Origin of the sequence: Pectobacterium polonicum (assembly GCF_005497185.1) — a bacterium.
Classification (GTDB): domain Bacteria; phylum Pseudomonadota; class Gammaproteobacteria; order Enterobacterales; family Enterobacteriaceae; genus Pectobacterium; species Pectobacterium polonicum.
Window position 1 is genome coordinate 26,279 of record NZ_RJTN01000012.1, and the last position, 26,748, is coordinate 53,026.

The 26,748-nt window shown below is 52.7% G+C and carries 21 protein-coding genes; 11 read left to right on the plus strand and 10 right to left on the minus strand.

What is annotated here, in order from left to right:
* Window positions 1-34: 34 nt before the first annotated feature.
* Window positions 35-700: an iron-sulfur cluster repair protein YtfE gene (gene ytfE, locus EDI29_RS13275; RefSeq protein WP_137741260.1), complete on the minus strand. Its 666-nt coding sequence runs from the start codon at window positions 698-700 to the stop codon at window positions 35-37.
* 590 nt (window positions 701-1,290) lie between these two features.
* Here ytfE and EDI29_RS13280 point away from each other — a divergent pair.
* Entirely contained in the window at window positions 1,291-1,713 is a 423-nt protein-coding gene (locus EDI29_RS13280; RefSeq protein WP_137741261.1) for a DUF2502 domain-containing protein, read from the plus strand.
* Between the two features lie 53 nt (window positions 1,714-1,766).
* On the opposite strand, the gene EDI29_RS13285 is transcribed toward EDI29_RS13280, so the two are convergent.
* Window positions 1,767-2,321, minus strand: coding sequence for a flavodoxin family protein (locus tag EDI29_RS13285; protein WP_014701235.1), 555 nt, complete (start codon window positions 2,319-2,321; stop codon window positions 1,767-1,769).
* A gap of 186 nt (window positions 2,322-2,507) precedes the next feature.
* Window positions 2,508-4,460 (minus strand): bifunctional 2',3'-cyclic-nucleotide 2'-phosphodiesterase/3'-nucleotidase, encoded by a 1,953-nt coding sequence (locus EDI29_RS13290; protein WP_137741262.1) that lies wholly within the window; start codon window positions 4,458-4,460, stop codon window positions 2,508-2,510.
* 212 nt (window positions 4,461-4,672) lie between these two features.
* Between EDI29_RS13290 and cysQ the strand changes: the two genes are divergently transcribed.
* Window positions 4,673-5,413, plus strand: coding sequence for a 3'(2'),5'-bisphosphate nucleotidase CysQ (gene cysQ, locus EDI29_RS13295; RefSeq protein WP_137741263.1), 741 nt, complete (start codon window positions 4,673-4,675; stop codon window positions 5,411-5,413).
* A 4-nt stretch (window positions 5,414-5,417) separates the two neighbouring features.
* Here the strand turns inward: cysQ and EDI29_RS13300 are convergent, their stop codons facing one another.
* Window positions 5,418-5,996 carry a YtfJ family protein gene (locus EDI29_RS13300; RefSeq protein ID WP_137741264.1) on the minus strand — a complete coding sequence of 193 codons (579 nt, stop codon included), beginning with the start codon at window positions 5,994-5,996 and terminating at the stop codon, window positions 5,418-5,420.
* Between the two features lie 348 nt (window positions 5,997-6,344).
* On the opposite strand from EDI29_RS13300, the gene EDI29_RS13305 reads away from it, so the two are divergent.
* The gene (locus EDI29_RS13305; protein ID WP_005974755.1) at window positions 6,345-6,551 is read left to right on the plus strand and encodes a DUF1107 domain-containing protein; all 207 of its coding nucleotides are present in this window, start codon (window positions 6,345-6,347) and stop codon (window positions 6,549-6,551) included.
* A 69-nt stretch (window positions 6,552-6,620) separates the two neighbouring features.
* Here EDI29_RS13305 and paeA read toward each other — a convergent pair whose 3' ends face one another.
* Window positions 6,621-7,946, minus strand: coding sequence for a polyamine export protein PaeA (gene paeA / locus EDI29_RS13310; RefSeq protein ID WP_137741265.1), 1,326 nt, complete (start codon window positions 7,944-7,946; stop codon window positions 6,621-6,623).
* Window positions 7,947-8,117: 171 nt separating this feature from the next.
* On the minus strand, window positions 8,118-8,756 hold the full coding sequence (msrA, locus tag EDI29_RS13315) for a peptide-methionine (S)-S-oxide reductase MsrA (RefSeq protein WP_137741266.1): 639 nt from the start codon (window positions 8,754-8,756) through the stop codon (window positions 8,118-8,120).
* 453 nt (window positions 8,757-9,209) lie between these two features.
* Here msrA and tamA point away from each other — a divergent pair, with 453 nt between their 5' ends.
* From tamA to EDI29_RS13330, 3 genes are read left to right on the plus strand one after another with little or no spacing between them, the layout of a single operon-like run.
* Window positions 9,210-10,952, plus strand: coding sequence for an autotransporter assembly complex protein TamA (gene tamA, locus EDI29_RS13320; RefSeq protein ID WP_374213761.1), 1,743 nt, complete (start codon window positions 9,210-9,212; stop codon window positions 10,950-10,952).
* Window positions 10,949-14,977, plus strand: coding sequence for an autotransporter assembly complex protein TamB (gene tamB / locus EDI29_RS13325; RefSeq protein WP_137741267.1), 4,029 nt, complete (start codon window positions 10,949-10,951; stop codon window positions 14,975-14,977). The genes tamA and tamB overlap by 4 nt, the downstream gene beginning before the upstream one ends.
* A gap of 2 nt (window positions 14,978-14,979) precedes the next feature.
* Window positions 14,980-15,327, plus strand: coding sequence for a gamma-glutamylcyclotransferase family protein (locus tag EDI29_RS13330; RefSeq protein ID WP_107170019.1), 348 nt, complete (start codon window positions 14,980-14,982; stop codon window positions 15,325-15,327).
* A 130-nt stretch (window positions 15,328-15,457) separates the two neighbouring features.
* On the opposite strand, the gene ppa is transcribed toward EDI29_RS13330, so the two are convergent.
* On the minus strand, window positions 15,458-15,988 hold the full coding sequence (gene ppa, locus EDI29_RS13335) for an inorganic diphosphatase (RefSeq protein WP_048262061.1): 531 nt from the start codon (window positions 15,986-15,988) through the stop codon (window positions 15,458-15,460).
* A gap of 248 nt (window positions 15,989-16,236) precedes the next feature.
* Here ppa and EDI29_RS13340 point away from each other — a divergent pair, with 248 nt between their 5' ends.
* Entirely contained in the window at window positions 16,237-17,823 is a 1,587-nt protein-coding gene (locus EDI29_RS13340; RefSeq protein ID WP_137741268.1) for a methyl-accepting chemotaxis protein, read from the plus strand.
* A gap of 53 nt (window positions 17,824-17,876) precedes the next feature.
* On the opposite strand, the gene plsY is transcribed toward EDI29_RS13340, so the two are convergent.
* Entirely contained in the window at window positions 17,877-18,512 is a 636-nt protein-coding gene (gene plsY / locus EDI29_RS13345; protein WP_137741269.1) for a glycerol-3-phosphate 1-O-acyltransferase PlsY, read from the minus strand.
* 107 nt (window positions 18,513-18,619) lie between these two features.
* Between plsY and folB the strand changes: the two genes are divergently transcribed.
* Window positions 18,620-18,973 carry a bifunctional dihydroneopterin aldolase/7,8-dihydroneopterin epimerase gene (folB, locus tag EDI29_RS13350; RefSeq protein ID WP_107170022.1) on the plus strand — a complete coding sequence of 118 codons (354 nt, stop codon included), beginning with the start codon at window positions 18,620-18,622 and terminating at the stop codon, window positions 18,971-18,973.
* 272 nt (window positions 18,974-19,245) lie between these two features.
* Window positions 19,246-20,064 (plus strand): undecaprenyl-diphosphate phosphatase, encoded by an 819-nt coding sequence (gene bacA / locus EDI29_RS13355; RefSeq protein WP_107170023.1) that lies wholly within the window; start codon window positions 19,246-19,248, stop codon window positions 20,062-20,064.
* A 71-nt stretch (window positions 20,065-20,135) separates the two neighbouring features.
* On the opposite strand, the gene EDI29_RS13360 is transcribed toward bacA, so the two are convergent.
* Both EDI29_RS13360 and EDI29_RS13365 read right to left on the minus strand, forming a co-directional pair.
* Window positions 20,136-21,380, minus strand: coding sequence for a multifunctional CCA addition/repair protein (locus EDI29_RS13360; RefSeq protein ID WP_137741270.1), 1,245 nt, complete (start codon window positions 21,378-21,380; stop codon window positions 20,136-20,138).
* A 108-nt stretch (window positions 21,381-21,488) separates the two neighbouring features.
* Entirely contained in the window at window positions 21,489-22,109 is a 621-nt protein-coding gene (locus EDI29_RS13365) for a TIGR04211 family SH3 domain-containing protein (RefSeq protein WP_137741271.1), read from the minus strand.
* A 321-nt stretch (window positions 22,110-22,430) separates the two neighbouring features.
* On the opposite strand from EDI29_RS13365, the gene EDI29_RS13370 reads away from it, so the two are divergent.
* Both EDI29_RS13370 and glnE read left to right on the plus strand, forming a co-directional pair.
* Complete coding sequence (locus EDI29_RS13370; protein ID WP_137741272.1) at window positions 22,431-23,762, plus strand: CYTH domain-containing protein; 1,332 nt, start codon at window positions 22,431-22,433, stop codon at window positions 23,760-23,762.
* Window positions 23,763-23,814: 52 nt separating this feature from the next.
* The gene (gene glnE, locus EDI29_RS13375; RefSeq protein ID WP_137741273.1) at window positions 23,815-26,670 is read left to right on the plus strand and encodes a bifunctional [glutamate--ammonia ligase]-adenylyl-L-tyrosine phosphorylase/[glutamate--ammonia-ligase] adenylyltransferase; all 2,856 of its coding nucleotides are present in this window, start codon (window positions 23,815-23,817) and stop codon (window positions 26,668-26,670) included.
* The last annotated feature ends 78 nt before the right edge of the window (window positions 26,671-26,748 follow it).

Genomic DNA, 26,748 nt, shown 5'->3' on the forward strand with positions numbered 1-26,748 from the left:
TTTCTACTGACTTTCTTTTTTTATTGAAACGACATTACTCACCGCGCAGCGCGCGTGGGAACAGCAAATTGTTTTCCAGATGGATGTGTTCCATCAGATCGGTAATGAACTCGTTGATACCTGAGTACAGTGCGCGCCAGGTGTTGCAGGCACCTTCTGGTGGCACGACGCCGTTGGTCAGCTCTTTGACCACTTCCACATCACGTCCCGCGTCATCGTGCTCATGCTCCATCACTGAAATCGGTGCGGCAGCATTTGCCCCCATTCCCTGACTAATCATTGGGAACAAGATGCGCTCTTCTTTCATCATATGCTGGGACAGCTCGTTATAGATGGCGGTCAGCTGGTTTGCGAGGCCGTGCGGGCAATCGGCTTTATCGTGATGCACGCGCTCGACTTTTTCTGCCATCAGAATCAGTTCCGGCAATTGTTCACGGTGGCGATCGTGAAAGCGAGGAATGATGTACGCGATAATGTCAGCCAGTGGTGCTTCACGCCAGTCTCGTGCATCAGAAGGCTGTGCGGCCAGCTCATTTAATTGGGCTTCTAGTTCATCGATATTGAGATCTTTTTTGCCAGCTGCACGGCTTAGCGTTTGTTTTCCGCCGCAGCAGAAGTCCAGATTGAGTTCACGAAAGAGTTTGGTGGCGCGCGGAATAGCGATAGCCAGTTCACCCAGGGATTGATCGCGATATGCCATGATGATGCCTCTCAACAAATGCAGTTTATAAATTGCATTTTAAATGCATCTTTATGTGTTGAATATACCGCTTACGAGGTAGGCGGTAAAAGTATACCGTGCTACTGCACGGTATTGCGTGTCTCAAGCGGCTGCGTGATGGTGTGTAAGAGCGCGGGAATATCCATTCTTGGCAACACCACTTCAATGAGCGATAAGAGGGATTCTGCGTTAACTTGTTCAATGACCCTGTCGATCTCCGTCGTTGCGTTCTCGATGGTGAGGCTGGCTTGCGCAACGGTAACATCGCGGTTTCCTCTATGAATGACGGATATTCTGCAATTAAGTATTGGCGCTAAGGTGAATATTTCTAATATTTATTCCCTATGGTTAATCCTTAATCCTGCACTTATTCGTGCTTGAGAGGGTTTTTAGTATTAAATTTATTAATGAATTAATTAGTAGCTAGCTGATGAATAGCGTGCGCTGTCGTTAGCGAAACGTTAAGAACGGTAAAGTCAGGAAAATGCGCATTTATCTGATAGTGATGCAGAGGAATTCCCCGTATATCTCTGTCAGGCCGCAGTCGCGGTGAGCAAGGAGTACCCCTTATGTTTAAGCCACTCGTCATCAGTGCCCTGTTTGTGGGAATGTTTGCGGTTATGCCCGCGCCAGAGGCTAAGGGTGCCAGCATCGATCTGATGCCCGGCGTCACGTTGAATATCGGCGAGCGTGACAGACGTGGTAACTACTGGGATGGCTATGACTGGCGCAGCGAGCGTTGGTGGCAGGAGCACCGGGGTTACTATCGTGGTGAGCGTAATCGGCACGGTTACTACTGGGATGGCTGGCGCTGGCGGGATGCTCGCTGGTGGCGTGAGAGCCAGCACGAGAGACGTGATTTTGAGAAGCGCCGTTTTGATCCTCCGCGCTATGTTGACGAGCGGGGCCCGCGTCGCGGTGATTGGGATAGGCGTGGACATGAGCGAGGAAATGGCTATTACCGCAATGGGCGAGGGTCGTTCCGCGATTAGCTAAATAAAAAAGCGCCGCGAAAGGGCGGCGCATGTTCGTCAGCGAAGGGCGTTTAGTTTGCCAGTTTTGCGGCGATGTCTGCGATGCGCTGGCCATACAGCTTACCCGTTGCCAGATCGCCGGCGACGACTTCATCTGCGCTGGCATCAGAAGGCGTTTGTGCCAACAGGCCGACGGAACCACCGAGGTTGTTCAGATCGTCACGTTTTGCCGCTTTGGCATTGGAAGGCAACTGGTTCAGGCTGACCCAAATCCCGCCGTGCTGTGAAGCCAGCGTTTGCAGATAAATCAGCGTAACCTGTTTGTCCCCATTCAGGCTGGCACTGTTAGTAAAGCCGCCAAACACTTTGTTGCTCCAACTGCGGGACATCCAAACTTTAGAGCTGGCATCTGCAAATTTCTTGAACTGCCAGGGAACGCCGCCCATGTATGTCGGTGCACCGAAAATGATCGCGTCGGCAGCGGCGAGTTGCTCCCACTCTGCATCGGTAATATTCCCTTCTGCATCAATCGCAATCAGCGCTGCTTGCGCGCCTTCTGCTACGGATTGTGCCAGACGTTGTGTGTGGCCATAGCCGGAATGATAAATAACGACGTTTTTTGACATTATTGTCCCCATTTTTTCTATGTTGTATCGGTATGTAGATAACCTACTTTACACCGAGAAAAGATTATCTCTGTGTCATTACTCTGTAACATTATGATACTGGAGTAAAAATGGGAGATGATCTGGTTTGAGTCACGGGGCATTCAGGCTCCCACCGCAGCAGGAGCCTGACAAGGCTGTCAGTGTTTATTTCGCGTGTTGCAGGTCAATACGATAAACTGCAAATCCCGTGTCATCATTCCCGACGGACGTCATCGGGTACTGCGCTTTCTCTTTGATAAACGCGGCGGCTTTCTCTGACGGTGACGTTTCAAAACGGATATCCAGCGGCGTATCGCTGACGATAGGCGCCAGACGCCAGTTGTTATCCGCCTGTGGCTTCACTTCTCCCGACTTTTGCGTTTCCGCACTAATGTAAGCCGCGAGCACGGAGCGGTTTTCATCCGGCGATGCAAAGGCCACATATTTCTCACCCGTACCGGCAAATTTCTCACCATAAGCGCGATAGTTATTCGTGGCGATCAGGAAGGTCGCTTTGGGATCGATCGGTTTACCGTTAAACGTCAGCCCTTTGATACGGTGTGATTTCTCGTTGATTAACGCGCACTCGCTGTCATAGCGGGCAGGTTGCGTCACATCAATCTGATAATTGACGCCATCGATCACGTCGAAGTTATAGGTGCGGAAGCCATCCCAGTTGAGTAGGGATTGCGGTTCACGCTTGCTCGTATCGATTTGTTTGAACTGACCCGCAGCGCATTCCAGCCACTCCTGCACCTGCTGTCCGTTGACTTTCACCACCACCAGCGTATTTGGGTAGAGATATAAATCGGCGGCGTTACGGAAAGTGAGCTGGCCTTTTTCTACTTCGACATAGCTGGCCGGATCGTTTTTACGTCCACCGGCTTTAAACGGGGCGGCGGCGGACAGCACGGGCAGATCGGCCAGATCGGGATCGCCCTGAATAAAGTGTTCGACATAGGCGCGCTGGGCATTGTTGACGATCTGCACGGTCGGATCGTCCTGAACCAGCGACAGGTAGCTGTACATGTTGTCTGCGGATTTACCGATCGGCTTGCTGACGAATTCGCGCGTGTCCTTGTGCGCATCGGAGAGCACTTTTACGAGCTTGTCATCTTCCGCTGCCAGTGATTTCTTCTGCGCTTTGTCATAAATAGGTCGGGCTTCCGCTTTCGCCTTTTCCACCTTCCATGTGCCGCTGTCGTTATTCAGTGTGAAATCAACGACGCCGAGGTGGTCACCCCATTGCCCCGGCATTACGGCAGGTACGCCGTTGAGCGTTCCCTGTTTGATGTCAGCGCCCTTGATGTTGGCAAAGTCATTGCTGGGGAAAACGGCGTGAGCATGGCCAAACATGATCGCGTCAACGCCGGGGATTTGGCTGAGATAATAAACGGAGTTTTCCGCCATCGCTTTATACGGCTCGGCAGACAGGCCGGAGTGAGGGATCACAATCACCAGATCGGCACCTTGCTTACGCATTTCAGGCACCCATTTTTTGGCACTCTCCGTAATGTCTTCGACGGTGACTTTGCCGGTCAGATTGGCTTTATCCCACACCATGACCTGCGGCGGGACGAAGCCAATATAGCCGATGCGCAGGGTGTGCTGCTTACCTTCGCGATCCGTGACTGACTTGTTTTCAATGTGGTAAGGCGTAAACAGCGGTTTACCCGTTTTTGCATCCAGCACGTTGGCGTTTACATAAGGAAATTTCGCGCCGGACAGCGCCTTGTGCAGGTAGTCCAAGCCATAGTTGAATTCGTGGTTACCGATATTGCCGACGGAATAATCCAGCGTGTTCATCGCCTGATAAACCGGGTGTACATCGCCCGCTTTCAGCCCCTTCGCCGCCATGTAGTCGCCTAACGGGCTGCCTTGAATTAGGTCGCCATTATCGACCAGCACGCTGTTGGTGGCCTGTTCGCGCGCGGCGTGAATCAGGCTGGCGGTACGCACCAGACCAAATTTATCGGTTGGCGTATCCTTGTAGTAATCGAAGTCCATCATATTGCTGTGCAGATCGGTGGTTTCCAATACCCGTAAATCAACGGTGGCGGCATGAACGGTCGTGGCGACCAGCGTAGCAAGCAGGCTGAGAGCCAGTGAATGCTTCATTGCGTAACTCCTTGTGCGGTGAGTGTCGACGCGTGAGACGATCGGGGTGTCTTTCATATCATGATGAAGTTAAAGTGATTATCGTCTCTAAATTCTGAGGATGACATCAATAATGGCAATAATCGTAGATTGCCTCACAGATGTATAATGAATGACAGAGATGAAGTCTGCGTTACGCTATCGTCGCGTAACCGATAACGACGAGGTAGATCATGCTAGAACCTATTTGCCAACTGGCTCGCGATGCCGGTGCTGCTATTATGCAGGTTTATGACGGGCACCATCCGGTGGATGTCGCGCACAAGAAAGATGATTCGCCAGTAACCGCCGCCGATCTTGCGGCGCACCGGGTGATTAAAGATGGGCTGGCCGCTGCGTTCCCCGATATTCCTTTGCTGTCAGAAGAAGATCCGCCAGCGTGGGAAATCCGTCGGCACTGGCAGCGCTATTGGCTGGTCGATCCGCTGGACGGCACTAAAGAGTTTCTCAGCCGCAACGGTGAATTCACGGTAAACATTGCGCTGATTGAGAACGGTCAGGCTGTACTGGGCGTAGTTTATGTACCGGTCACGGGTGTGATGTATTCCGCAGCGGAAGGCAAAGCCTGGAAAGAAGAAAGCGGCCAGCGTCGGCGAATTTCGGTGAAGCAGGCGCATCCGCCGCTGGTGGTGGTCAGCCGCTCTCATGCCGATAGCGAGTTGAAGGACTATCTCAACCAACTGGGTGAGCACCAGACGGTGGCGATTGGCTCATCGCTAAAATTCTGTCTGGTGGCAGAAGGCGACGCGCAGCTTTACCCCCGTTTCGGGCCGACTAACATTTGGGATACCGCAGCGGGCCATGCGGTGGCGGTGGCCGCCGGGGCGCAGATTCACGATTGGCAGGGACAACCGCTGTCCTATACGCCGCGTGAATCCTTCCTCAACCCCGGTTTTCGCGTCTCCCTGTTTTAGAATACTATTTCTCTTCCAGCAACTGGCGCAGCAGGGACATCACCTGCTGCACTTCCTGTCCGCTCAATGCGCCATCCTTCACGAAACGGACTTTCCCTTGTTTATCCAGCACGGCGATAGCTGAACTTTGCGGCTGGAGCTGCCAGGTTTTCCGCACGTTCCCGTTACTGTCGACAATAAACTGCGACCACGGGAAGGCTTTTTTGTTGTCCTCAAGGTTACTGCGCACAAACATGCTGGTGCCGATGATGGCATCGTCGGTATTCACGATTGTCGTCGTTTGGTAATAATCATGCGGTAGGTTAGCGGCCTTCAGGGCGGAGATGAGCGGATCGTTCATCTCCTTGGCAGAGGTGCGGCCAGCGATATGTTGTATCACCCGCACTTTTCCGGGCAACTGCGCGCTGTTCCAGTTTTTATAACTAAACTGATTATTAAGGTACTGAAGTTCTCCTTTGTCTGCGACGCCGACGGGAGGAACAAGTTGGTTGAGTAGTAGCGTATGCGCTGAGGCCGTGAGTGCAACAGACCCCAACAAGGGGGTGATAAAGAGCGCGAGGAGCAGGTGGCGTATTTTTATCATGGTATGTCCTTCAGTGTGGGTGGCCCGATGCAATGTCAACGATGGAAAATGTCAGGCCATGGAATAAGCGTAGATTCAGGAAACTGGTCTGTCCTGCTCCGCGCTAAAACGCTTTGTGGCCGAGTGCACAAAACCCTTATTTTTGAAGGTTTATACTGATGGCTAGGGGTTTATTTAAACACTGTTCTGTAAAAATCTGTAAAAGCAGTTAAGAATACTGAATAGTGGGGAACTAAAAGCCGTTTTACAGGACTAATTAGCAGTATCCGTTATCTCATTAGCGCTCCAGAACCTCAGCCATGTTGGCGACAGGGAGAGCGTAGAAAAATAAAACGGGAGAGTAAAACGATGAGGATCTTCGAACGTTACAACCCTTTGAAAGTCGCCAAATATGTGAAAACCCTGTTTCGTGGGCGGCTGTACATAAAAGGGGTTGGTGCTTTTGAGTTCGACTACGGCAAAATTCTCTTGCCAAAGAAACAGGATAAGCAGCATCTTCTGGTGATGTCCGAAGTGAACCGCCAGGTCATCCGGCTTCAGGCCGAGATGGGATGAAGGATAAAGAAACGGCCCATAGCGGGCCGTTCTGGTTTGTTAGCTATATCACTTGCTGATTGATAACGGTTAGTCCGTGCTATCAGCCCGCGCGCTGGATGAGACGATAGGGCGATCTTCCAGACGGGTGACCAGCAGCTGATCGATCTTATAGCTATCGATGTCCACCACTTCAAACTTATAGCCTGAAAAGCGCACTGCATCGGTACGTTTGGGGATTTTCCGCAGCGTATACATCATGAAGCCGCCAATGGTTTCGTAGTTACCGGAGTGCGGGAAGTCATCAATATTCAACGCCCGCATCACGTCTTCTATTGGCGTACCGCCTTCAACCAGCCATGAATTTTCATCGCGCGCTACAATCTGCTCTTCCATTCCCTGGCCGACAAGATCGCCCATCAGCGTGGTCATGACGTCATTAAGGGTGATGATGCCGACGATCAGCGCGTATTCGTTCAGAATGACCGCGAAATCTTCGCCCGCGGTTTTAAAGCTTTCTAACGCTTCAGACAGCGTCAGCGTATCCGGTACGATCAGCGCCGGGCGAATCTGCACGCCGCTGCTCAGCGTCAGGCTTTGGTTTCCCAGCACCCGAATCAGCAGGTCTTTGGAATCCACGTAGCCGACGATCTGATCAATCGTGCCATCGCAAACCAGAAACTTGGAATGTGGCTGCTGGGCGATTTTTTCCTTAATGCTGTCTTCCTGCTCGCGCAGATCGAAGTAAACCACGCTTTCGCGCGAGGTCATTGAGGAAGGTACGGTGCGGGATTCCAGTTCAAACACGTTCTCGATGAGTTCGTGCTCCTGCTTACGCAGTACACCAGCCAGCGCACCCGCTTCCACCACGGCATAAATATCATCGGACGTGATGTCATCCTTACGTACCATCGGCAGTTTGAGCAGACGGAAAATGACGTTAGCCAGGCCGTTGAATATCCAGACCAGCGGGCGGAAAAGGAACAGACAGAAGCGCATGGGGTTGATTATGCGGACCGCTACGGTTTCCGGCGCAATCATACCAATGCGTTTCGGGGTGAGATCGCCAAACAGGATGAACAGGCTGGTGACAAGGACGAATGAACAGATGAAGCTAACTTTATCTGCGGCTTCAGGTGACATGAAGCGTTCAAATAGCATGGAAAAGGTCGGAGAAAATGCCGCATCGCCGATGATACCGGCCAGAATGGCGACGGCATTGACGCCAATTTGAATCACGGTAAAGAAGATGCCCGGCGTTTCCTGAAACTTGAGCACCAGATCGGCGTTGAGGTTTCCCTCATCGGCCATCAGTTTGAGTTTAATTTTACGAGACGCCGCCAGCGAGATCTCGGACAACGAGAAAAATGCACTGATGGCAATAAGAAAAAGAATCAGTAATAGACTGTTTAACATAGTTTTTACTTTAGGTAAGTTTTCGCATGAGCCGAAATTGACGCAGCGATCCTCAGAAAGGTGAACACATAAAGGTGAACACATTATGATCATTGTTGAAGGTCAAAACCGGGCGAGGATGGGCCCGGTTCGGGCGCATTATAGCAGGAGCGGTGAAATTACCGCCAGCGGTCAACGCGGTGGCGGCAGACAGACGCCGATGCCGCCTAACCCACAGTAGCCGTTCGGGTTCTTGTGCAGATATTGCTGGTGATCATCTTCAGCATAATAGAATGGACCCGCAGGCTCGATTTCTGTGCTGATAGCGCGACTATCACCGTTCTCTCTCATCGCCTGCTGAAAGCGCTGAAGGCTTTCCTGCGCGGCCTGTTCCTGCTCTGTCGTGAGCGTGTAGATGGCGGAACGGTACTGGCTGCCGATATCCCCGCCCTGACGCATGCCTTGCGCAGGATCGTGATTTTCCCAGAACTGTTGCAGCAACTGATCGTAGCTGATGACCGCAGGATCGAAAACGACACGTACCGCTTCAGCATGGTCAGTCTGCCCGCTACACACTTCACGGTAGGTTGGATTGGGCGTATAACCGCCAATATACCCCGCCGCTGTGCTGTAGATCCCCGGCTGTTGCCAGAACAAACGCTCCGCGCCCCAGAAGCAACCCATGGCAAAAATAGCCACGGACATATGGTCTGGCACATGCGTCATTGAATGTTCATTTACGACATGCAGTCTGGCCACCGGCATGGGGGTGGAACGCCCCGGTAAAGCAGCGGATTGCGTAATCCGCTGTGTCTTATCAATCGAACTCATCACGTTGTTAACTCCAACAGGACTGGGTGAATGACCTTCTCTCACTGAGAGCATAACTAAGAAGTATTGACCTGTCTTTATATCTTAAAAGTGTTTAATGTTAAGGTAATGCGCGTCCATAACGTGAAAAAGTGATAATTGCAGATTAATATCCAACACTAAGGTAAAAAATTAGTATTTATCACTAATTTCATGCGGAGTTATTAGCCTTTTTCTGCTTTACATGATGTTTTGTTTGGAAACATGAACCTATATGACCGTCAGCGCGGCGGGCGAAGTGATAAAAGCCATGCTATAGGTTTTAGGCGACAGACCGATTGATCAGGGAGCTCAGTGACTATTTTCATTGCAAAAAGACGTTTTACTTCAAAGAACCGTTTCATTGGGCAAAAAAGTGCCACCGGGGAAAAAGGCATTGCGGGAAGAAAAACCGGCCTTGCTGGCCCGCGTGGTGTGCCGCGATACCGGATACTTGGCCTGATGTGCGCGTTGCTCACGTTGGTGCCTGAAAGCCAGGCGGCGAATGTGCGTCTGCAAGTCATGGGGCTGGAAGGGCAGCTGCAAAAGAATGTACGGGCTCGTTTATCCACCATAGCGGGCGATGAGGTGAATGCCGACGGGCGTTTCCGCTCACGCGTCGATGAAGCGATCCGTCAGGGGCTGCGAGCACTCGGCTATTACGATCCACAGATAGGTTTTGAATTCCGGCCTGCCATTAATGGCGGGCGACCGGTATTGATTGCCACTGTCACACCTGGCGACCCGGTAAAAATTGCGGGGGTGAACATCACGCTGCACGGCGGGGCGCGCGATGATAAAGATTACCAACAGCTGGTTAAAGACGATCGCCCCGAAATCGGTTCGGTGTTAAACCACGGTGATTTCGATCGCTTTAAAAGCGGGCTGAACGGTTTGTCATTACGTAAAGGCTACTTCGATGCGCGTTTCCAGCAAAGTCAGCTCGGCGTGATGCGCGAAGAAAAAGAAGCTTTTTGGGATATCGATTTTGATAGCGGGGAACGCTACCGCTTTGGCGCTGTACACTTTCAGGGCGCACAAATCCGCGATGATTATCTGCAAAATCTGGTGCCGTTTCATGACGGTGATGCGTATACCAGCGAAGACCTTGGCGAGTTAAACCGCCGCCTTTCCGCGACGGGGTGGTTCAATTCTGTCGTGGTGTCGCCCAATTTTGACCAGTCAAAAAGTACCAAAGTTCTGCCGCTGGATGCGGTGGTAACGCCGCGGACCCGTAACCGCATCGAAACCGGGGTGGGTTATGCCACGGATGTTGGTCCCCGTTTTAAAACCACCTGGAATAAGCCTTGGGTGAATTCACGGGGCCACAGCCTGGAAAGCAGCCTGAGCGTGTCCGCGCCGGAGCAATCGCTTGATTTTAGCTACAAAATCCCTTTGTTGAAGAATCCACTAGAGCAGTATTACCTGCTGCAAGGCGGCTTCAAGCGCGAAGATCTCAACGATACCCAATCCGATGGCACCACGCTGAACGTGGCGCGCTACTGGGATCTCTCCAGCGGCTGGCAACGGGCGATTAATCTGCGCTGGAGCCTCGACCACTTTACGCAGGCGAGCGTAACGGATACCACGATGCTGATCTATCCGGGGGTCAGCATTAACCGAACCCGCCAACGTGGCGGGCTGATGCCGGTATGGGGCGATACGCAGCGCTACTCTATCGATATTTCCGATACCACATGGGGATCGGATATCGATTTTGCCGTGGTTCAGGCACAAAACGTCTGGATTCGGACGCTGGCGGATAAACACCGTTTCGTCGCGCGCGGCAATTTGGGGTGGATTGAAACCAATAATTTCTCCCGTGTGCCGCCCTCACTGCGGTTCTTTGCCGGTGGCGATCGCAGCATTCGTGGGTATAAGTACAAATCTATTTCGCCGCGCGACAGCGACGGCAAACTGACCGGTGCGTCCAAGCTGGCGACCGGCTCGCTCGAATACCAATACAACGTGACGGGAAAATGGTGGGGCGCGGTTTTTGTTGATTCAGGTGAAGCGGTGAATGACATCAAACGGAGTAACTTCAAGACCGGCACGGGTGTCGGTGTACGCTGGGCCTCGCCGATTGGGCCGGTGAAATTCGATGTTGCCATGCCGATTGGCGATGCAGAGAAGAAGAACGATGTTCAGTTCTATATCGCACTGGGGCCTGAATTATGATGGATGATAAAAACGACAACAGCACACCTGCTGCGGTGACGGAAGAAAAGGTCGCGCAGGATAATGTACCGACGACGCCAGTACGAAAAGGACGCTGGTGGAAACGTATCGGGATTGGCATTGTTGCATTCTTACTGCTGCTCGTTGTTGGAGTGGGCCTGCTAGTGGGGACCACGTCGGGTTTGCACCTGTTGCTGAATACCGCCGCGCGCGTGGTGCCGGGGCTGGAGATCGCCAGCGTGAGCGGTGGCTGGCGTGATTTAACCCTGAAAAATGTCAGCTACGAGATGCCGGGCGTAACGGTAAAGAGCGAAGAGTTTCACCTGTCGCTCGCGCTGGACTGTCTGCGTAAAAGTCAGCTATGCATCAATGACCTATCGGCTAATCGCATTGACGTTGTGGTGGATACCAAAGCGTTGCCTGCATCAGAAGAACCTACAACGCCTTCAGAACCAGTCACAGAAATTTCAGCGCCTTTCCCTATTTCTCTGCGTCAACTGGTGCTCAACGGCGTTCAGGTTACCGTCGATGATACGGCGATTTCACTGGGTGAGTTCCGTACGGGAATGCAGTGGGAAGGACGCGCGTTGACGCTGTTGCCGACCAAAATTAGTGCACTGCTGGTGGCTTTGCCAAAAACGCCCGTTGATGTATTGGAAGATGGCAAAGTGACGGCAGCGGAAATGGCGTCCGTCATCAAAGAAACGGCGGAAAATGTCCGCGAGGCTGCCGAACAAGGCACCTCACAAACGCTTCAAATCGATAAAGTGCTAGAAGCAAATAACACGGTAGCGGCAGCCACGACGACGACACCGATACCAACGGCGAAAACGGATAACGCCTCTGACAAGCCTGCCGTGCCTGAACAGCCATTGGGTGAACGCCTGAGCGAGCTGTTTTCCAAACCGCTATTACCTGATTTACCGCAGTTCACGCTGCCGCTGGATCTGAATATTGTCGAGATTCACGGTGAACAGCTACGGCTGACGGGCGATCAGGACATTTTGATTAATAACCTTTTCGTACAGGCATCGACCCAGCAACAGCATTTGCGTTTGGACAAGTTGATCGTGCAATCGCCACAGGGTGGATTGAATGTGCGCGGTGAAGCGACGCTTAGCGATAACTGGCCCGTTTCACTGGCGGCGAACGGCGTGCTGAACGTTGATCCGCTCAAAGGCGAGAAGCTGAAACTGACGGTTGATGGCGGCCTGCGTGAACAGCTGAATGTGGCGCTGAACCTTTCGGGGCCGCAGCGTGCGCAGTTAGAGCTGCAAACTCAACTGGCGGAAGCCGGGCTACCGCTGGCGTTGACGCTGCAAACCGAGCGCGTGCGCTGGCCGTTGACGGGCGCAACACAGTATCAGGCCAGCAACGTCAGGCTGCGCTTTAACGGCAAAGTGACAGACTATGCCCTGTCGCTGCGCGGCGACCTGAGCGGAGCAGACATTCCCCCTGCGACGCTGTTGTTGGATGGTAAAGGTAATGAGCAGCAGTTTACGCTGAGTCGTCTGCGGCTGGCGGCGTTGCAGGGCAATGCCGATCTGAACGCTCTTATCGACTGGAGCAAAGCGATCAGCTGGCGTAGCGAGCTTGTGTTGAGTGGGATCAACACCGCGAAACAGTGGCCTGAATGGCCCGCGAAAATAGATGGCAAGATAACAACGCGCGGTAGCGTCTATGGCGGTAGCTGGCAGTTGCAGGTGCCGGAACTGCGGCTGGATGGCAACGTGAAAGCGAATAAGCTCACGGCCAGAGGTGAACTGCGCGGTAACGCGGCGGGGCAGTGGACAATACCTGAGCTGAACCTGGCGTTAGGGCGTAACCAACTGAACGTCAAAGGCGATCTAAGCGACAAGTGGCAGTTGGATGCCGACATCAATGCGCCGTCGCTGGATGGTATGTTGCCCGGTTTGGCGGGGCGTGCCATTGGCACACTCAAGCTACGCGGTAATCTGCGTGAACCGCAGATGCTGGCTGATATTACCGCTTCTGGTCTGCGCTGGCAGGCGATCACAATTAGTCAGGTGAGGGTGGAAGGTGATGTGCGCTCCGAACAGCAGATTCAGGGCAAACTCGCGGTGCGCCTCGAGGCGCTGAAGCAAGACGGTCTGAATATTGCCCTGTTGACGCTGGATGCCAGCGGCAATGAGAAGCAGCATCAGCTTCGGCTGAATATGCAGGGGGAACCGGTCGCGGGGCAATTGGCGCTTTCAGGTAGCTTCGATCGTCAGGAACAGCGCTGGCGCGGTACGTTGAACAATACCCGCTTCGATACGCCAGTGGGTGAATGGCGTCTGACGCAGGATATGGCGTTGGATTACCTGAATACGCAACAAAAGATCACGATTGGTACGCACTGCTGGCGGAATCCGAATGCTGAGCTTTGCGTACCAAAAGCGATTGAAGCTGGGCCGAGCGGACAGGCGAGCATTCGACTGAATCGCTTCGATCTCGCCATGCTGAAACCGTTCCTGACGGCGGATACGGTGCTAGCCGGGACATTCACGGGCGGTGCCGATATCAGCTGGCAGGCGGGACAAGGTTTACCGCAGGCGAAAATCTCGCTGGTGGGGAACGGCGTGAGCGTTCGCCAGCAGATGCAGGGCAACACGCTGCCGATTGATTTCGAGACCTTTACGCTTAATGCCGGGCTCGATCGTGGACGAGCACAGCTTGGTTGGCTGATGGCAATTCGGGAAAACGGGCGCTTCAGCGGCGATATTCAGGTGAGCGATCCACAAGGGCGGCGCAATCTCGGCGGCAGCGTTGCGATCAATAATATTTCGCTGGCGCTGCTCAACCCTGCGTTGAGCAAAGGGGAGAAAGCGGCGGGGATTCTGAATGCGAATCTGCGTCTTGCGGGGGATGCTGCACGTCCTCAACTCTTCGGCCAAATGGTGCTGGAACGGTTAGATATTGATGGCAACTGGATGCCCATCGATCTGACCAACGGGAGGCTGGCGGTGAACTTCAGCGGAATGTCGTCAACGCTGCAAGGGTTCCTGAAAACGGATAATGGGCAGTTAAACCTCGGCGGGAATGCCGATTGGTCGCGGCCTGATGCCTGGCGTGCACGCATTGCCGCGAAAGGCCAGAAGCTGCGGGTGACGATTCCACCGATGGCGCGGCTGGATGTTTCGCCGGATATTGTTTTCGAAGCTACGCCGCAACTGTTTGCGCTCAATGGGTCGGTCAGTATCCCGTGGGCGCGGATTGTGGTTAAAGACATGCCGGAAAGTGCGGTGGCCGTGTCGTCGGACGAAGTGATGCTGGATGCTCAGCGCCAGCCGCTGAAAAAAGCCAGCGCCGCGATCCCGATTAACAGCAATCTGACGATCCGCGTCGGCAATGATGTCGCGCTGGATGCGTTTGGGTTGGCCGCGCGCCTACAGGGTGACCTGAAAATGGTTCAGGATGAGCGCGGATTAGGGCTTAACGGCCAAATCGATATTCCGTCCGGCCGTTTTAAAGCCTATGGGCAGGATCTGATCGTTCGTAAGGGACTGATTTTGTTCTCTGGCCCACCCGATCAACCGATCCTGAATATCGAAGCGATTCGTAACCCAGACAACACGGCTGATGATGTTACCGCTGGCGTGCGCGTCACCGGTATGGCCGCCACACCGAAGCTGGAAGTCTTCTCCGATCCGGCGATGTCACAGCAGGAAGCGCTCTCTTATCTGCTGCGTGGACAGGGTTTGGACAGCGGTGGAGCAGATAGCTCGGCGATGACCTCAATGTTAGTAGGTTTAGGGGTTGCACAAAGTGGTCAAGTTGTGGGTAAAATCGGCGAGGCCTTTGGCGTAAGTAATTTAGCTCTGGATACACAGGGTGTTGGCGATAATTCTCAGGTTGTCGTCAGCGGCTACGTCCTTCCGGGTCTGCAAGTGAAATATGGTGTTGGCATATTCGATTCTTTGGCAACGTTAACGCTGCGTTACCGCCTGATGCCAAAGCTATACTTGGAAGCGGTGTCTGGAATTAGCCAGGCACTAGATGTGCTCTATCAGTTTGAGTTCTAGCGATGCGAATTATTGTTTACGGCAGTTTACGACGCAAACAGGGAAATAGTCATTGGATGACGAATGCCCAATGGTTAGGGGATTGTCAGCTCGCCGGTTTCGAGCTGTACGATCTCGGCCATTATCCGGCAGTCGTCCCCGGAAATGGAGAAATCCATTGTGAGGTTTATCGCATTAGCTCGTCGATACTGACGGAGTTGGATGCTTTAAAGCGAGACGGCCATGAATACCAGCGAGAGCTGATTTCCACGCCTCTGGGTAGTGCCTGGATCTACCTCTATAAACACCCGACTGAAGGGTTGACGCGTATTGCCAGCGGCGACTGGTTGAAACGTGATGAAGAGGCTTGAGGTCGAGTAACCACCAAATCATGGTCGGTATAAATAAAAACACCGCGTAATGCGGTGTTTTTGATCGTGCTATTTTTGAGCACGTAATGTTTTGTATACACAATGTTTTTGATTGCGTATTGAAAGGCGCTTATTTGTTTTTTGCGCGCTCGAAGGAAGCAACGATCTCGGCTTTCGCCGCCGCAGCGTTATCCCAACCTTCAACTTTCACCCACTTGCCTTTTTCCAGATCTTTGTAGTGTTCAAAGAAGTGGCCGATCTGTGCACGCAGCAGTTCAGGCAGGTCGTTAACGTCTTTAATGTGATCGTATTCTTTGGTCAGCTTACTGTGCGGAACGGCAACCAGCTTGGCATCTTCACCTGCTTCGTCACTCATTTTCAGTACGCCAACAGGACGGCAACGGATCACGGAGCCAGGCTGTAACGGATACGGGGTCGGTACCAGCACGTCAACCGGGTCGCCATCCAGAGACAGCGTGTGGTTGATGTAGCCATAGTTGCATGGGTAGAACATGGCGGTAGACATGAAACGGTCTACAAACAGCGCACCGGTATCTTTATCAATTTCATATTTGATCGGATCGGCATTCGCGGGAATTTCAATCACTACATAGATATCTTCTGGCAGATCTTTACCTGCCGGAACATCGTTCAGACTCATGTCAGTTTCCTTCTCTTAAAACCTGAAATAGCGTGGCCGTCATTATAGCCAAAAAGCGTTTAATGTCGCCGATTTTTAGCGTATCGACGCACTATGCATTAGCGTGAGCCGTTTAAGTAAAAATACTTTCGTTACTAAAGTTTCTTTAAAGAAAGCAGGCTTGTTACCGATAGGAACATGATCGAGATCACGTTATGTGGAGCATTTCTCCGCATTTATTTATCATTTGTAATTCCAGGGAAACAAAAATGTTAAGAAACATCACAATCAAGACGAGCTTGATTGCTTTGTTGGGCACGATGGTGCTGCTCTTATTACTCGTATGCGGAATTGGCATCACCTCAATCAATCAGGGGATCACATCGCTCACGACCATTGACAAGATTCAGGGCAAAGAAGTGACGGCGCTGGCAGGGAGTTACACGGCCTCGCTGCGTGCCAGAACGGGGGCAGCATTGGCTGCCCGTCAGATGGAAAACGGACTGACCGATCTCGCGAATGCGTCAGTGGCGAGAGCAGAAGCCTACACGGCACTTTCCCACAAAGAAATGGCACGTTTTCTTTCCTATGGCACCGTAACGGAACGCGGCGCCAAAATGGCGGCAGAGGTCAAAAGCAATTACGAGCAATATATGAATCTTGGCGTTCAGCCGATGGTCGATGCGCTGAAACGCGGCGATGTGAATGCTTATTACGCGCTGTTGCAGGACGTGCTACCACCGCTTAGCGTTAAGATGGATAAGGTAGCGAATGAATTCCGCGACTTTGGCCTGGAAGTGGGGGAAAACATGCTGGCAGAAGCAGAACGCTTTGCGTTCGAGCGGTTGACGATCATCGGTATTGCTTGTCTATTCGTTCTGCTGCTGGTGTTGGCTGCCTGGGTCGCCCTGAAACGTTCTATTTTGTCTCCGCTTGAAGAGACGGTCGAACAGTTGGAGTTTATTGCCCGTGGCGATTTGACTCAACATATTGCCGATGGCGGTAATAATGAAATTGGTCGCCTGATTCAGGCGATGAAGGCAATGCAGCATTCGCTGGCAACCGCCGTAGGGCGTGTCCGCGATGCGGGTATGCAGATCGATGTCGGTACGCGCGAACTGTCTTCCGGCAATACCCATCTGGCCGCCCGTACGGAAGAGTCAGCCTCATCGCTGGAAGAAACCGCAGCCAGTATGGAACAACTGACCGCTACGGTAACGCTAAACGCCGAGAGTGCGGAACAAGCCCATACGCTGGCACAAAATGTGTCTGACATTGCCAATAAAGGCAGTGAGATGGTGGGGAACATGATTGAGAAGATGCAGATGATCTCCAGCAGTTCCGCCCGTATTGGCGATATTCTGGCGGTGATTGACGGTATCGCGTTTCAGACCAATATTCTTGCGCTGAATGCGGCAGTTGAAGCCGCGCGAGCGGGTGAACAGGGACGTGGATTTGCCGTGGTCGCGGGTGAAGTCCGTAATCTGGCGCAGCGCAGTGCGCAATCAGCGAAAGAGATCAAAATGCTGATGGAGGAATCCCAGAGCCGCGTCAGTGAAGGCACCATTATGGCAAAAATGGCGGGCGAAACGATGGATGACGTCTCTGACGCCGTAGTGCGCGTGACGTCCTTGATGCGTGAAATCTCAACGGCAACGCGTGAGCAGAGTAATGGGATTGGGCAAGTGAATCTGGCGGTATCGCAGATGGATGAGGTCGCACAGCAAAATGCGTCTCTGGTTGAAGAATCCGCGGCAGCCACGCGTTCATTAGAGGATCAGGCGCGTCTGTTAGCAGAAAGTATGGCACAGTTTAAAGTCCAGTCGCAGGTGTTTGCCGCCATCGGCCGGTTCTAATATCCCCGTCATACGTCATAAAAAAATTCCCGTGAAAACGGGAATTTTTTGCCTCACTCATCGAGGGATGTCTGTTCGTCTTCTGGCTGTTTCTTCTTGCGTAGCTTATCCCAGATTTTACTTTCTTGTCCGCGCCACAGGCGTTGGATGTTGTCGTGGTGACGCATCAGTATCAGACAAGAGAGCATCGCAACGGGAAAGGTAAACTGTGGTTTGAACCACCAGACATAAAACGGGGCGATGAGCGCACTGACGATGGCACCGAGCGAGGAGTAGCCGCTCAACAGAACGGTCAATAGCCAGGTTCCGGTCATCAGGCCTGTCAGATCCCAGCCGATAGGGGCGATGGCACCAAAAGCAGTTGCCACACCTTTACCCCCGCGAAAGTGGAAAAAGACGGGATAGATATGACCGAGGCAGGCAGCAATGGCGGTTAACCCGAGATACAGCGGGGCAACGCCCAATGCGTAAGCAGCCCAGACTGGCAGCATCCCTTTCAGAACGTCAAAAACCAACACGGTTGCTGCGGCCGCTTTGCCGCCAATACGCAATACGTTAGTGGCTCCAGGATTGCCAGAACCATGCTGACGCGGGTCGGGTAGCCCAGCAATTCTGCAAAACAAAATCGCACTGGAAACAGAGCCACACAGATACGCGATTAACATCATACCAAGCGCGGTAACACTCATAACGCCATTCCGTTTAATAAGGGTCGTTTTACTCTTCTCATCTGTGGATAATACGCACATTCCGTCGGAAGTGGTATCCGACAGCGACAAAAACAGAGAACGGCGTGATGGATATCGTATTTATTGAAGAACTTACTGTAATCACTACCATTGGTGTTTACGATTGGGAACAGACTATCCAGCAGAAACTGGTGTTCGATATCGAAATGGGCTGGGATAACCGCCAAGCTGCCGCCAGTGACGATGTTAAGGACTGCCTGAGCTATGCCGATGTTAGCGATGCGGTGATTGCCCATGTGGCAAACCAGCGTTTTGCTCTGGTGGAGCGTGTTGCTGAAGAAGTCGCGCAGTTGCTGATGCAGCGCTTCTCGATCCCTTGGCTGCGGATCAAGCTCAGCAAGCCGGGTGCCGTCGCGCAGGCGCGTCAGGTTGGGGTCATTATCGAACGTGGTACGCGATAAATCTGATTTAACAGAATAAATACTGATTTACGTGCAACTAAATCGTAACCCAAATAGTCTATAAGCCAGTTATACCCGTCATACTTCAAGCTGCATGTGCGTTGGCTGCGTTCACTCACCCGAATCACTTACTTGAGTAAGCTCATCGGGACTCGTTCGCTTGCCGCCTGCCTGCAACTCGAATTATTTAGGGTGTGTAGCGGCTAGCGAAAGTACGCGGCCGCTTTTTTATGGGCTAAATTTTCGTTTTTATTAGAGGCAAGGATCTTTAGATGACTGACCTGCATTCGCTGCTAATCGCATTTATTCTTGGCGTGGTCGAAGGGCTGACCGAGTTTTTGCCCGTATCATCTACGGGGCATATGATTATTGTTGGTCATTGGTTGGGGTTTGTTGATGAGAAAGCCAAGACGTTTGAAGTTATTATCCAACTTGGCTCAATTCTGGCGGTTGTCGTCATGTTCTGGCGTCGTCTCTTTGGCCTGATTGGGATTCACTTTGGCAAGGTGCCGCATGAAGGGCATACGGCTGGCCGACTGAAGTTGACGCACATCTTACTGGCTATGATTCCCGCAGTGGTGCTTGGACTGGTTTTCCACGACGTGATCAAATCGTTATTTTATCCACAAAATGTGATGTATGCGTTAGTGATCGGTGGTTTCCTGCTATTAGCGGCTGAATGGCTCAAGCCTAAAAAACCACGCGCCGTTGGGCTGGATGACATTACGCATCGTCAGGCGTTTATGATTGGCTGTTTTCAATGTTTGGCGCTGTGGCCCGGTTTTTCACGTTCGGGAGCGACCATTTCCGGTGGAATGCTGGTGGGCGTCAGCCGCTACGCGGCCTCTGAATTCTCTTTTATTCTGGCGGTTCCCATGATGATGGGCGCGACCGTTCTGGATCTGTATAAAAGCTGGCATTTCTTGTCGCTGGCTGATGTGCCAATGTTTGCCGTGGGGTTCGTGACGGCGTTTGTCGTCGCGCTGATTGCGATTAAAACCTTCCTGAAAATCATCAAACGTATCTCGTTTGTTCCCTTCGCAATTTACCGTTTTATTGTCGCGGGCGTGGTTTACATGGTGTTTATGTAAGACTGAGAACGTCGATTTTAGGTGGACCATTATAGAGAGAAGAGGCCACGCATTAGCGTGGCCTCTTTGTTTCAGGACGTACCCGATATATCAGGCTGTTGTGCTTTCAACTCTGCCAGAGCGTGAATACGGCGGCGAGCCAGTTCATTGCGCACGTCAATACCCTTAAAACCGTCGGCGACGACGCTTGCGCTGCTGACCAGAGCGGCAACGCGGAAGGCTTCACGCAGGTAATCGCCTTGTGGATAAGGATTCTCTTCAAAACCGGCTCGGCCTCTGGCATCGGCCTCGCTAGTCAGCGCTAACTGCTCCAGACGCTGCGGTTTGCGCCAGACGTCAATCGCATCAAATAACTTCAATAGCGTTTTGGGTTGCAGCACCTGCACGGTATGAATTAGGTCATGATATTCCGCAACCAGTTTCGCCAGATCGCGAATGGGGTTAGGCACACGCAAGCGCTGACACAGGGCTTCAACCAGTTTGACACCCGCAGGGCCGTGTCCATGATGCCGTGGCCACAGTTCGGGGGGCGTGAGCCCTTTTCCTACATCGTGACACAGCGTGGCAAAACGTACGTCAATCTCGGGGCTGAGGCGTGCGGCCATTGCTACCGTCATGATGGTGTGAATGCCGGTATCGATTTCCGGGTGCCATTTGGCTGGTGCGGGTACGCCATAGAGGTTATCGATTTCAGAGAACAGCACGGCTAGCGCACCGCAGTCACGCAGCACCTGAAAATAGACATCCGGCGATGAGGTGCCGAGTGCTTTTTCCGTTTCTTTCCAGACGCGTTCTGGCGTCAGGTAAGCCAGTTCACCCTCATGCACCATTTTTTGCATCAGTACCAGGGTTTCTTCTGCAATCTGGAAGCCGAGATGGGCAAAACGCGCGGCAAAACGGGCGACACGCAGGACGCGTAATGGATCTTCGCCAAAGGCATCAGAGACATGGCGCAGTACGCGGTTTTCAAGATCGCGACGACCGTGATACGGATCGATCAGCTCACCCTGCTCAGTACGGGCAATCGCATTGATGGTCAAATCGCGGCGGAGTAAATCCTGCTCTAACGTGACATCCGGTGCGGCATGGCAGACAAATCCAGTATAGCCTTTGCCGGATTTGCGTTCGGTTCGTGCGAGGGCGTATTCATCGTGACTGACAGGATGTAAGAAAACGGGAAAATCCTTTCCAACCTGCTGGTAGCCCTGTGCAAGCAGATGCTCTGGCGTAGCGCCGACCACCACCCAATCTTTTTCGGTGACGGGTAAACTCAGCAGGCTGTCCCGAACAGCGCCGCCGACAAGGTAAATCTTCAACGTCGGGCTCCTGAATAAATAACCAATGTTTCGCAACATACTACCATCTTTATGCGGTTGCGTTGGCCGCAGAGAAAAATGCCTGCAAGAAGCAGGCATGTATTCCAATTAGTTCATCCAACGGTCATTTTTCTTTTTACGCGGGATGATGTGCGGCAGCAGTAAGCCTAGCAGCAAGCCTATCCCCGCAACACCACCGCCATACATGAACCACTGTAGAATGATGGTGCGCTGCTTATCATCAAGCTGGACATTCGCCGCACTGACTTTTTTCTGTGCCACGGTAAGCTGATTTTTCAGATCCTGATTTTCCTGACGCAATCCGTTGATAATATCATCGCTGGCAGCCACTTTTTGCTGCATGTCAGCGGTACGCTGGTTCCAGGTCTGATCGATATTATTCAGTTTGTCAGTCAGGTCTTTTACCTGTTTTTCCAATTCCGGCACCCGCGTGCGCAGGCTTGGCATGTCGCTAAGCTGGTCGAGAGGAATCCAGGTGGTACGGTTTTTATCATCACGGATCTGCGCATAGCCTGCGCTTTCATTAACGCTGAGTAGCGTGACCTCAGTGCCTGCATTCAGCGTGCCGACGATACGATATTGATTGCCCGGCCCGCTGTGGACATATGTCAGTAACTCATCGGAAATGTAGCGTTTTTCTTCCGCCTGTGTGGTCCAACTCAGCGTGAGAGAAAATAAAGTGAAACAGAGTAAGCCTAATTTCTGCATAAGATCATCATGTTGCGTTAATGGTGGTCTGATAGTAGAGGCTTAAGTCTGACGAGGCAATGTATAAACCGAAATGAGAACAGTCTTAGAACCTATCCCATTAGGGCTATTTCACACCAATAACGCCTACTGGGACAGGTTCTTAGAAGACAGTATACAACCTGTTTAAGCCGAGAGAAGCATGTTCCTGATGGCAAGTTTGCATAAGAAATGCGCGCTTGTTCGCAGGTGAAAAAGAGTGTGTGCGGTAAGGGTAGTAAGGTGAAGTAAAATGTTATTTACTGACATAATAATGAACGCGATCTTGGTGTTGTGAATACTATGAGTGAAGAAATTGAGCTGAAGTTTATTGTTCATCCTGACAGCGTTGAATCGCTGCTGACGCAGTTGGCTGAATGGGAGAGTGATTACAGCCAGTATGAGCATATGCGCGCTCAGCGTCTGAGCAATGTCTATTATGAAACCGCAGATAACTATCTGCGTCGTAATGGCATCGGTCTGCGTATTCGCGGCGAGAATGAACGCTACGAAATGACAGCGAAAACAGCGGGTAAGGTGATTGGTGGGTTGCACCAACACCCTGAGTATAACGTTGCGCTGGAGAAAGCAGAGTTGGATCTCAGCCTGTTTCCCGCGGAAATGTGGCCGGAAGATTGCGATATTGAGGCGCTGCAACCCTCACTTAATCCACTGTTTAGTACGGACTTTACGCGTGAGAAGTGGGTGTTTACTTACTACCAAAGCGTGATTGAGGTTGCATTAGACCGCGGCGAAATCCGTGCTGGCGATCTGAGTGAACCTCTGTGCGAACTGGAGATGGAACTTAAGCTGGGGCAAACCACTCATCTGTTGGCCTTGGCAAAAGAAATCGCGGAATTTGGTGGGATGCGGCAAGGGAGCCTCAGTAAAGCGGCACGTGGATACCATCTGGCTAAAGGCAATCCCGTACGCGAATGTCTTCCGCTCAATACATTGGTCGTGGATGCAAAAACCAACATCGATCAGGCCATCCGCGCGGCGTTAGAATTGGCGCTGGCTCACTGGCAATACCACGAAGAGCTTTGGGTAAGAGGGGATTCGTCCGCTCGCGCAGCTCTGCCACAGGCCAGCGCGTTGATGCGTGAAATGCTGGTGCTGGTGGGCGGTGTCGTGTTACGTAAGGTGACCACGCTTTTTCGCTCTGCACTCACTACTCTGGAAAACCGGCTACAAGGCCCCGGTGGGGCGGAGATCTGTTATAGCGCAGACTACCTGCAAAGTAAGTTAGTACTGACTTCCTGGCTAGTCGAGTCTGGCTGGCGTGACTATATGGATAATAAAGATCGCATTAAGCTACAGGGATCGTTCAAACGCTTTGCCGACATTATGCTAAGCCGTAGTACGGCGGAGCTGAAAAGCGCCTTTTCTTCTACCTTGACGGATGCGCAGTACGAGCAGCAAATTCCCCGTCTTCAACGTAATCTCTGCGCATTTCTCCTCTTATCTGGAGCCTATCCGGCAGAGCAAATCGAAGCCTACACTGAACACTGGCGGGCGTTACTACAGGAGATTGAGCGGCTTGCTGCCGGGAAAGCTCCTTCCGTCTATCTGGAAGCCCAGCGTAAAGCCGTGCTGACCTTGTCCCCGTTCTGGCTACATAGCGGCGGACAGTAACCGTTAACTGCCGCTTGTCAGTGAGGATAGGCGGCGCATCAAGGGAACCCCCATGTCGATACTTCCTTTGCCTGCTTTACCTGCGCTTCTGACGGAACACTCTCAGCGTGCGCTATCGCGTTTGCAGGAAGCCGCACCTGATGAACCGATAACGGACAGCGATGCCGCTGTTTTGGCATTGAGCGATTTTGTCAGCGATGCGCTTGCGTTGCATCCTGACTGGTGGCAAGGGATTCATCAACAACCGCCGCAGCCTGAAGAGTGGCAGCACTACGCCGACTGGCTGAGTCACGCATTGGCCGATGTTAACGACGAAAATGCGTTGATGGCGGCATTGCGTCGGTTTCGTCGCCATATGCTGACGCGCATTGCGTGGTCACAGGCGCTGCAAACCAGCACCACCGAACACACGCTGCGTCAGTTGAGTGAACTGGCCGAAGTGGTGATTGTGGCGGCCAGAAGCTGGCTGTATCAAGCCTGTTGTCGCGAGTGGGGGACGCCTTGCAATGCGCAGGGCGTAGCTCAGCCTCTGCTGATTCTTGGCATGGGAAAATTGGGTGGAGGAGAGCTCAATTTCTCTTCGGATATCGATCTCATCTTCGTCTATCCCGAAAATGGTCATACGCAAGGCGGACGGCGTGAACTGGATAATGCACAGTTCTTCACGCGTCTGGGGCAGCGGCTCATCAAGGTGTTGGATCAACCGACTGTCGATGGTTTTGTTTACCGTGTGGATATGCGGCTACGCCCTTTTGGCGACAGCGGGCCACTGGTACTCAGCTTTGCCGCGATGGAAGATTATTATCAGGAACAGGGCCGCGACTGGGAACGTTACGCGATGGTCAAAGCGCGCCTGATGGGCGGAATGGACGATGCTTACAGTCAGGAACTGCGTAGTACGCTGAAGCCCTTCGTTTTCCGTCGCTATATTGATTTCAGCGTGATCCAATCGCTGCGAAATATGAAGAGCATGATTGCCCGTGAAGTGCGTCGCCGGGATTTGCGCAACAACATCAAGCTGGGGGCGGGAGGGATTCGTGAAATCGAATTTATCACGCAGGTTTTCCAACTGATTCGCGGCGGGCGTGAACCAGGGTTACAGGGACGATCGTTGCTGCCTACGCTCCATCATGTGGGGGCTCTGGGGTTATTAACGCCACAACAGGTACTCGATCTCAGTCGCGCTTACCTGTTTCTGCGCCGTCTGGAGAACCTGTTGCAGGCGATTGCCGATGAGCAGACGCAAACGCTGCCGGGCGATGAACTCAACCAGCAACGGCTGGCATGGGGAATGGGTTTCGAAAACTGGGACGTACTGCAATCCATGCTGGCACAGCATATGCAGGCGGTGCGGAACGTATTTGATGAGCTGATCGGCGATGATGCACCAGACAATAACGATATCCCCGAACATAGCAGCTACAGCAGCCTATGGCAGGATACGCTGGATGATGGTGAACTGGCTCCGCTAACGCCGCATCTTACGGAAACCGTGCGTGAGAAGCTGATGCGGGCGATTGTGGAATTCCGTCACGATGTGGCGAAACGCACAATCGGGCCGCGCGGGCGGGATGTGCTGGATCAACTCATGCCGTGTTTGCTAGCGGAAGTGTGCGCTCGACAGGAGGCGGATACGGTGTTGTCTCGTTTGACCCCGTTACTGCTGGGGATCGTCACACGCACCACCTATCTTGAGCTGTTGCTGGAATCTCGTGCTGCTCTGGCTCAGTTGATTCGCCTGTGTGCGGCGTCGCCGATGGTTGCCAGCCAACTGGCGCGCTATCCCCTTCTGTTGGATGAATTACTTGATGCCTCAACGCTGTATCAGCCGACGGCACCGGGCGCGTACTCTGATGAGCTGCGTCAGTATTTGATGCGTGTTCCTGAGGATGATGAAGAACAACAACTGGAGGCCGTGCGCCAGTTTAAACAGTCACAGCAGTTGCGTATCGCCGCAGGGGATATCGGCGGCGTCCTACCGGTGATGAAAGTGAGCGATCACTTAACGTATCTGGCGGAAGCGATTATCGCGGCAGTGGTTCAGCAGGCATGGGGACAGATGGTAGCGCGCTACGGTCAGCCATCCCATTTGCAACACCGCGAAGGGCGAGGGTTCGCCGTCATTGCCTATGGCAAGCTTGGCGGCTGGGAACTGGGGTATAGCTCCGATTTGGATCTGGTCTTCCTCTTGGATTGTCCGTCTGACGTGATGACGGAGGGGGAACGCAGTATTGATGGTCGCCAGTTTTACCTGCGCCTCGCACAGCGTGTAATGCATCTGTTTAGTACTAGGACGTCATCAGGCATTTTGTATGAAGTGGATGCTCGGCTGCGTCCATCGGGCGCGGCAGGCATGTTGGTGAGCACGGTGGAAGCGTTTGATGATTATCAGCGCAACGAGGCGTGGACGTGGGAACATCAGGCGCTGGTGCGTGCGCGTATGGTGTATGGCGAAAGCGGTGTGCAGCAGACCTTTGAGTCTATTCGCCGTCGTATTCTCTGCGCTGAGCGTGACGCGGATACTCTGCGAACCGAAGTGCGCGAAATGCGGGAAAAAATGCGTCAGCATCTGGCGAACAAAGATAAAACGCTTTTTGACATCAAAACGGATGCGGGCGGCATTACGGACATTGAATTTATCGCCCAGTATTTGGTACTGCGCTACGCCGCTCAGGAGCCGCGTTTGACCCGTTGGTCAGACAATGTACGAATTCTGGAACTGATGGCGCAGTATGGCGTGATGGAAGAGAGCGAAGCTAACGCGCTCAAGCTGGCCTATGTCACCATGCGCAATGAACTGCACCATCTGGCCTTGCAGGAGCTGTCCGGCCGTGTCAGCCAGGAGCGGTTTGTTGCGGAGCGGGAGCAGGTGCTGGTGAGTTGGAATAAGTGGTTAGTGGGAGCGTAATTATCTCAATATATGTGGTCAAACGCTCAGCGAAGAGCCGCGCCGCAGTGACGTGTAATGATCGTGCCTATGATATTA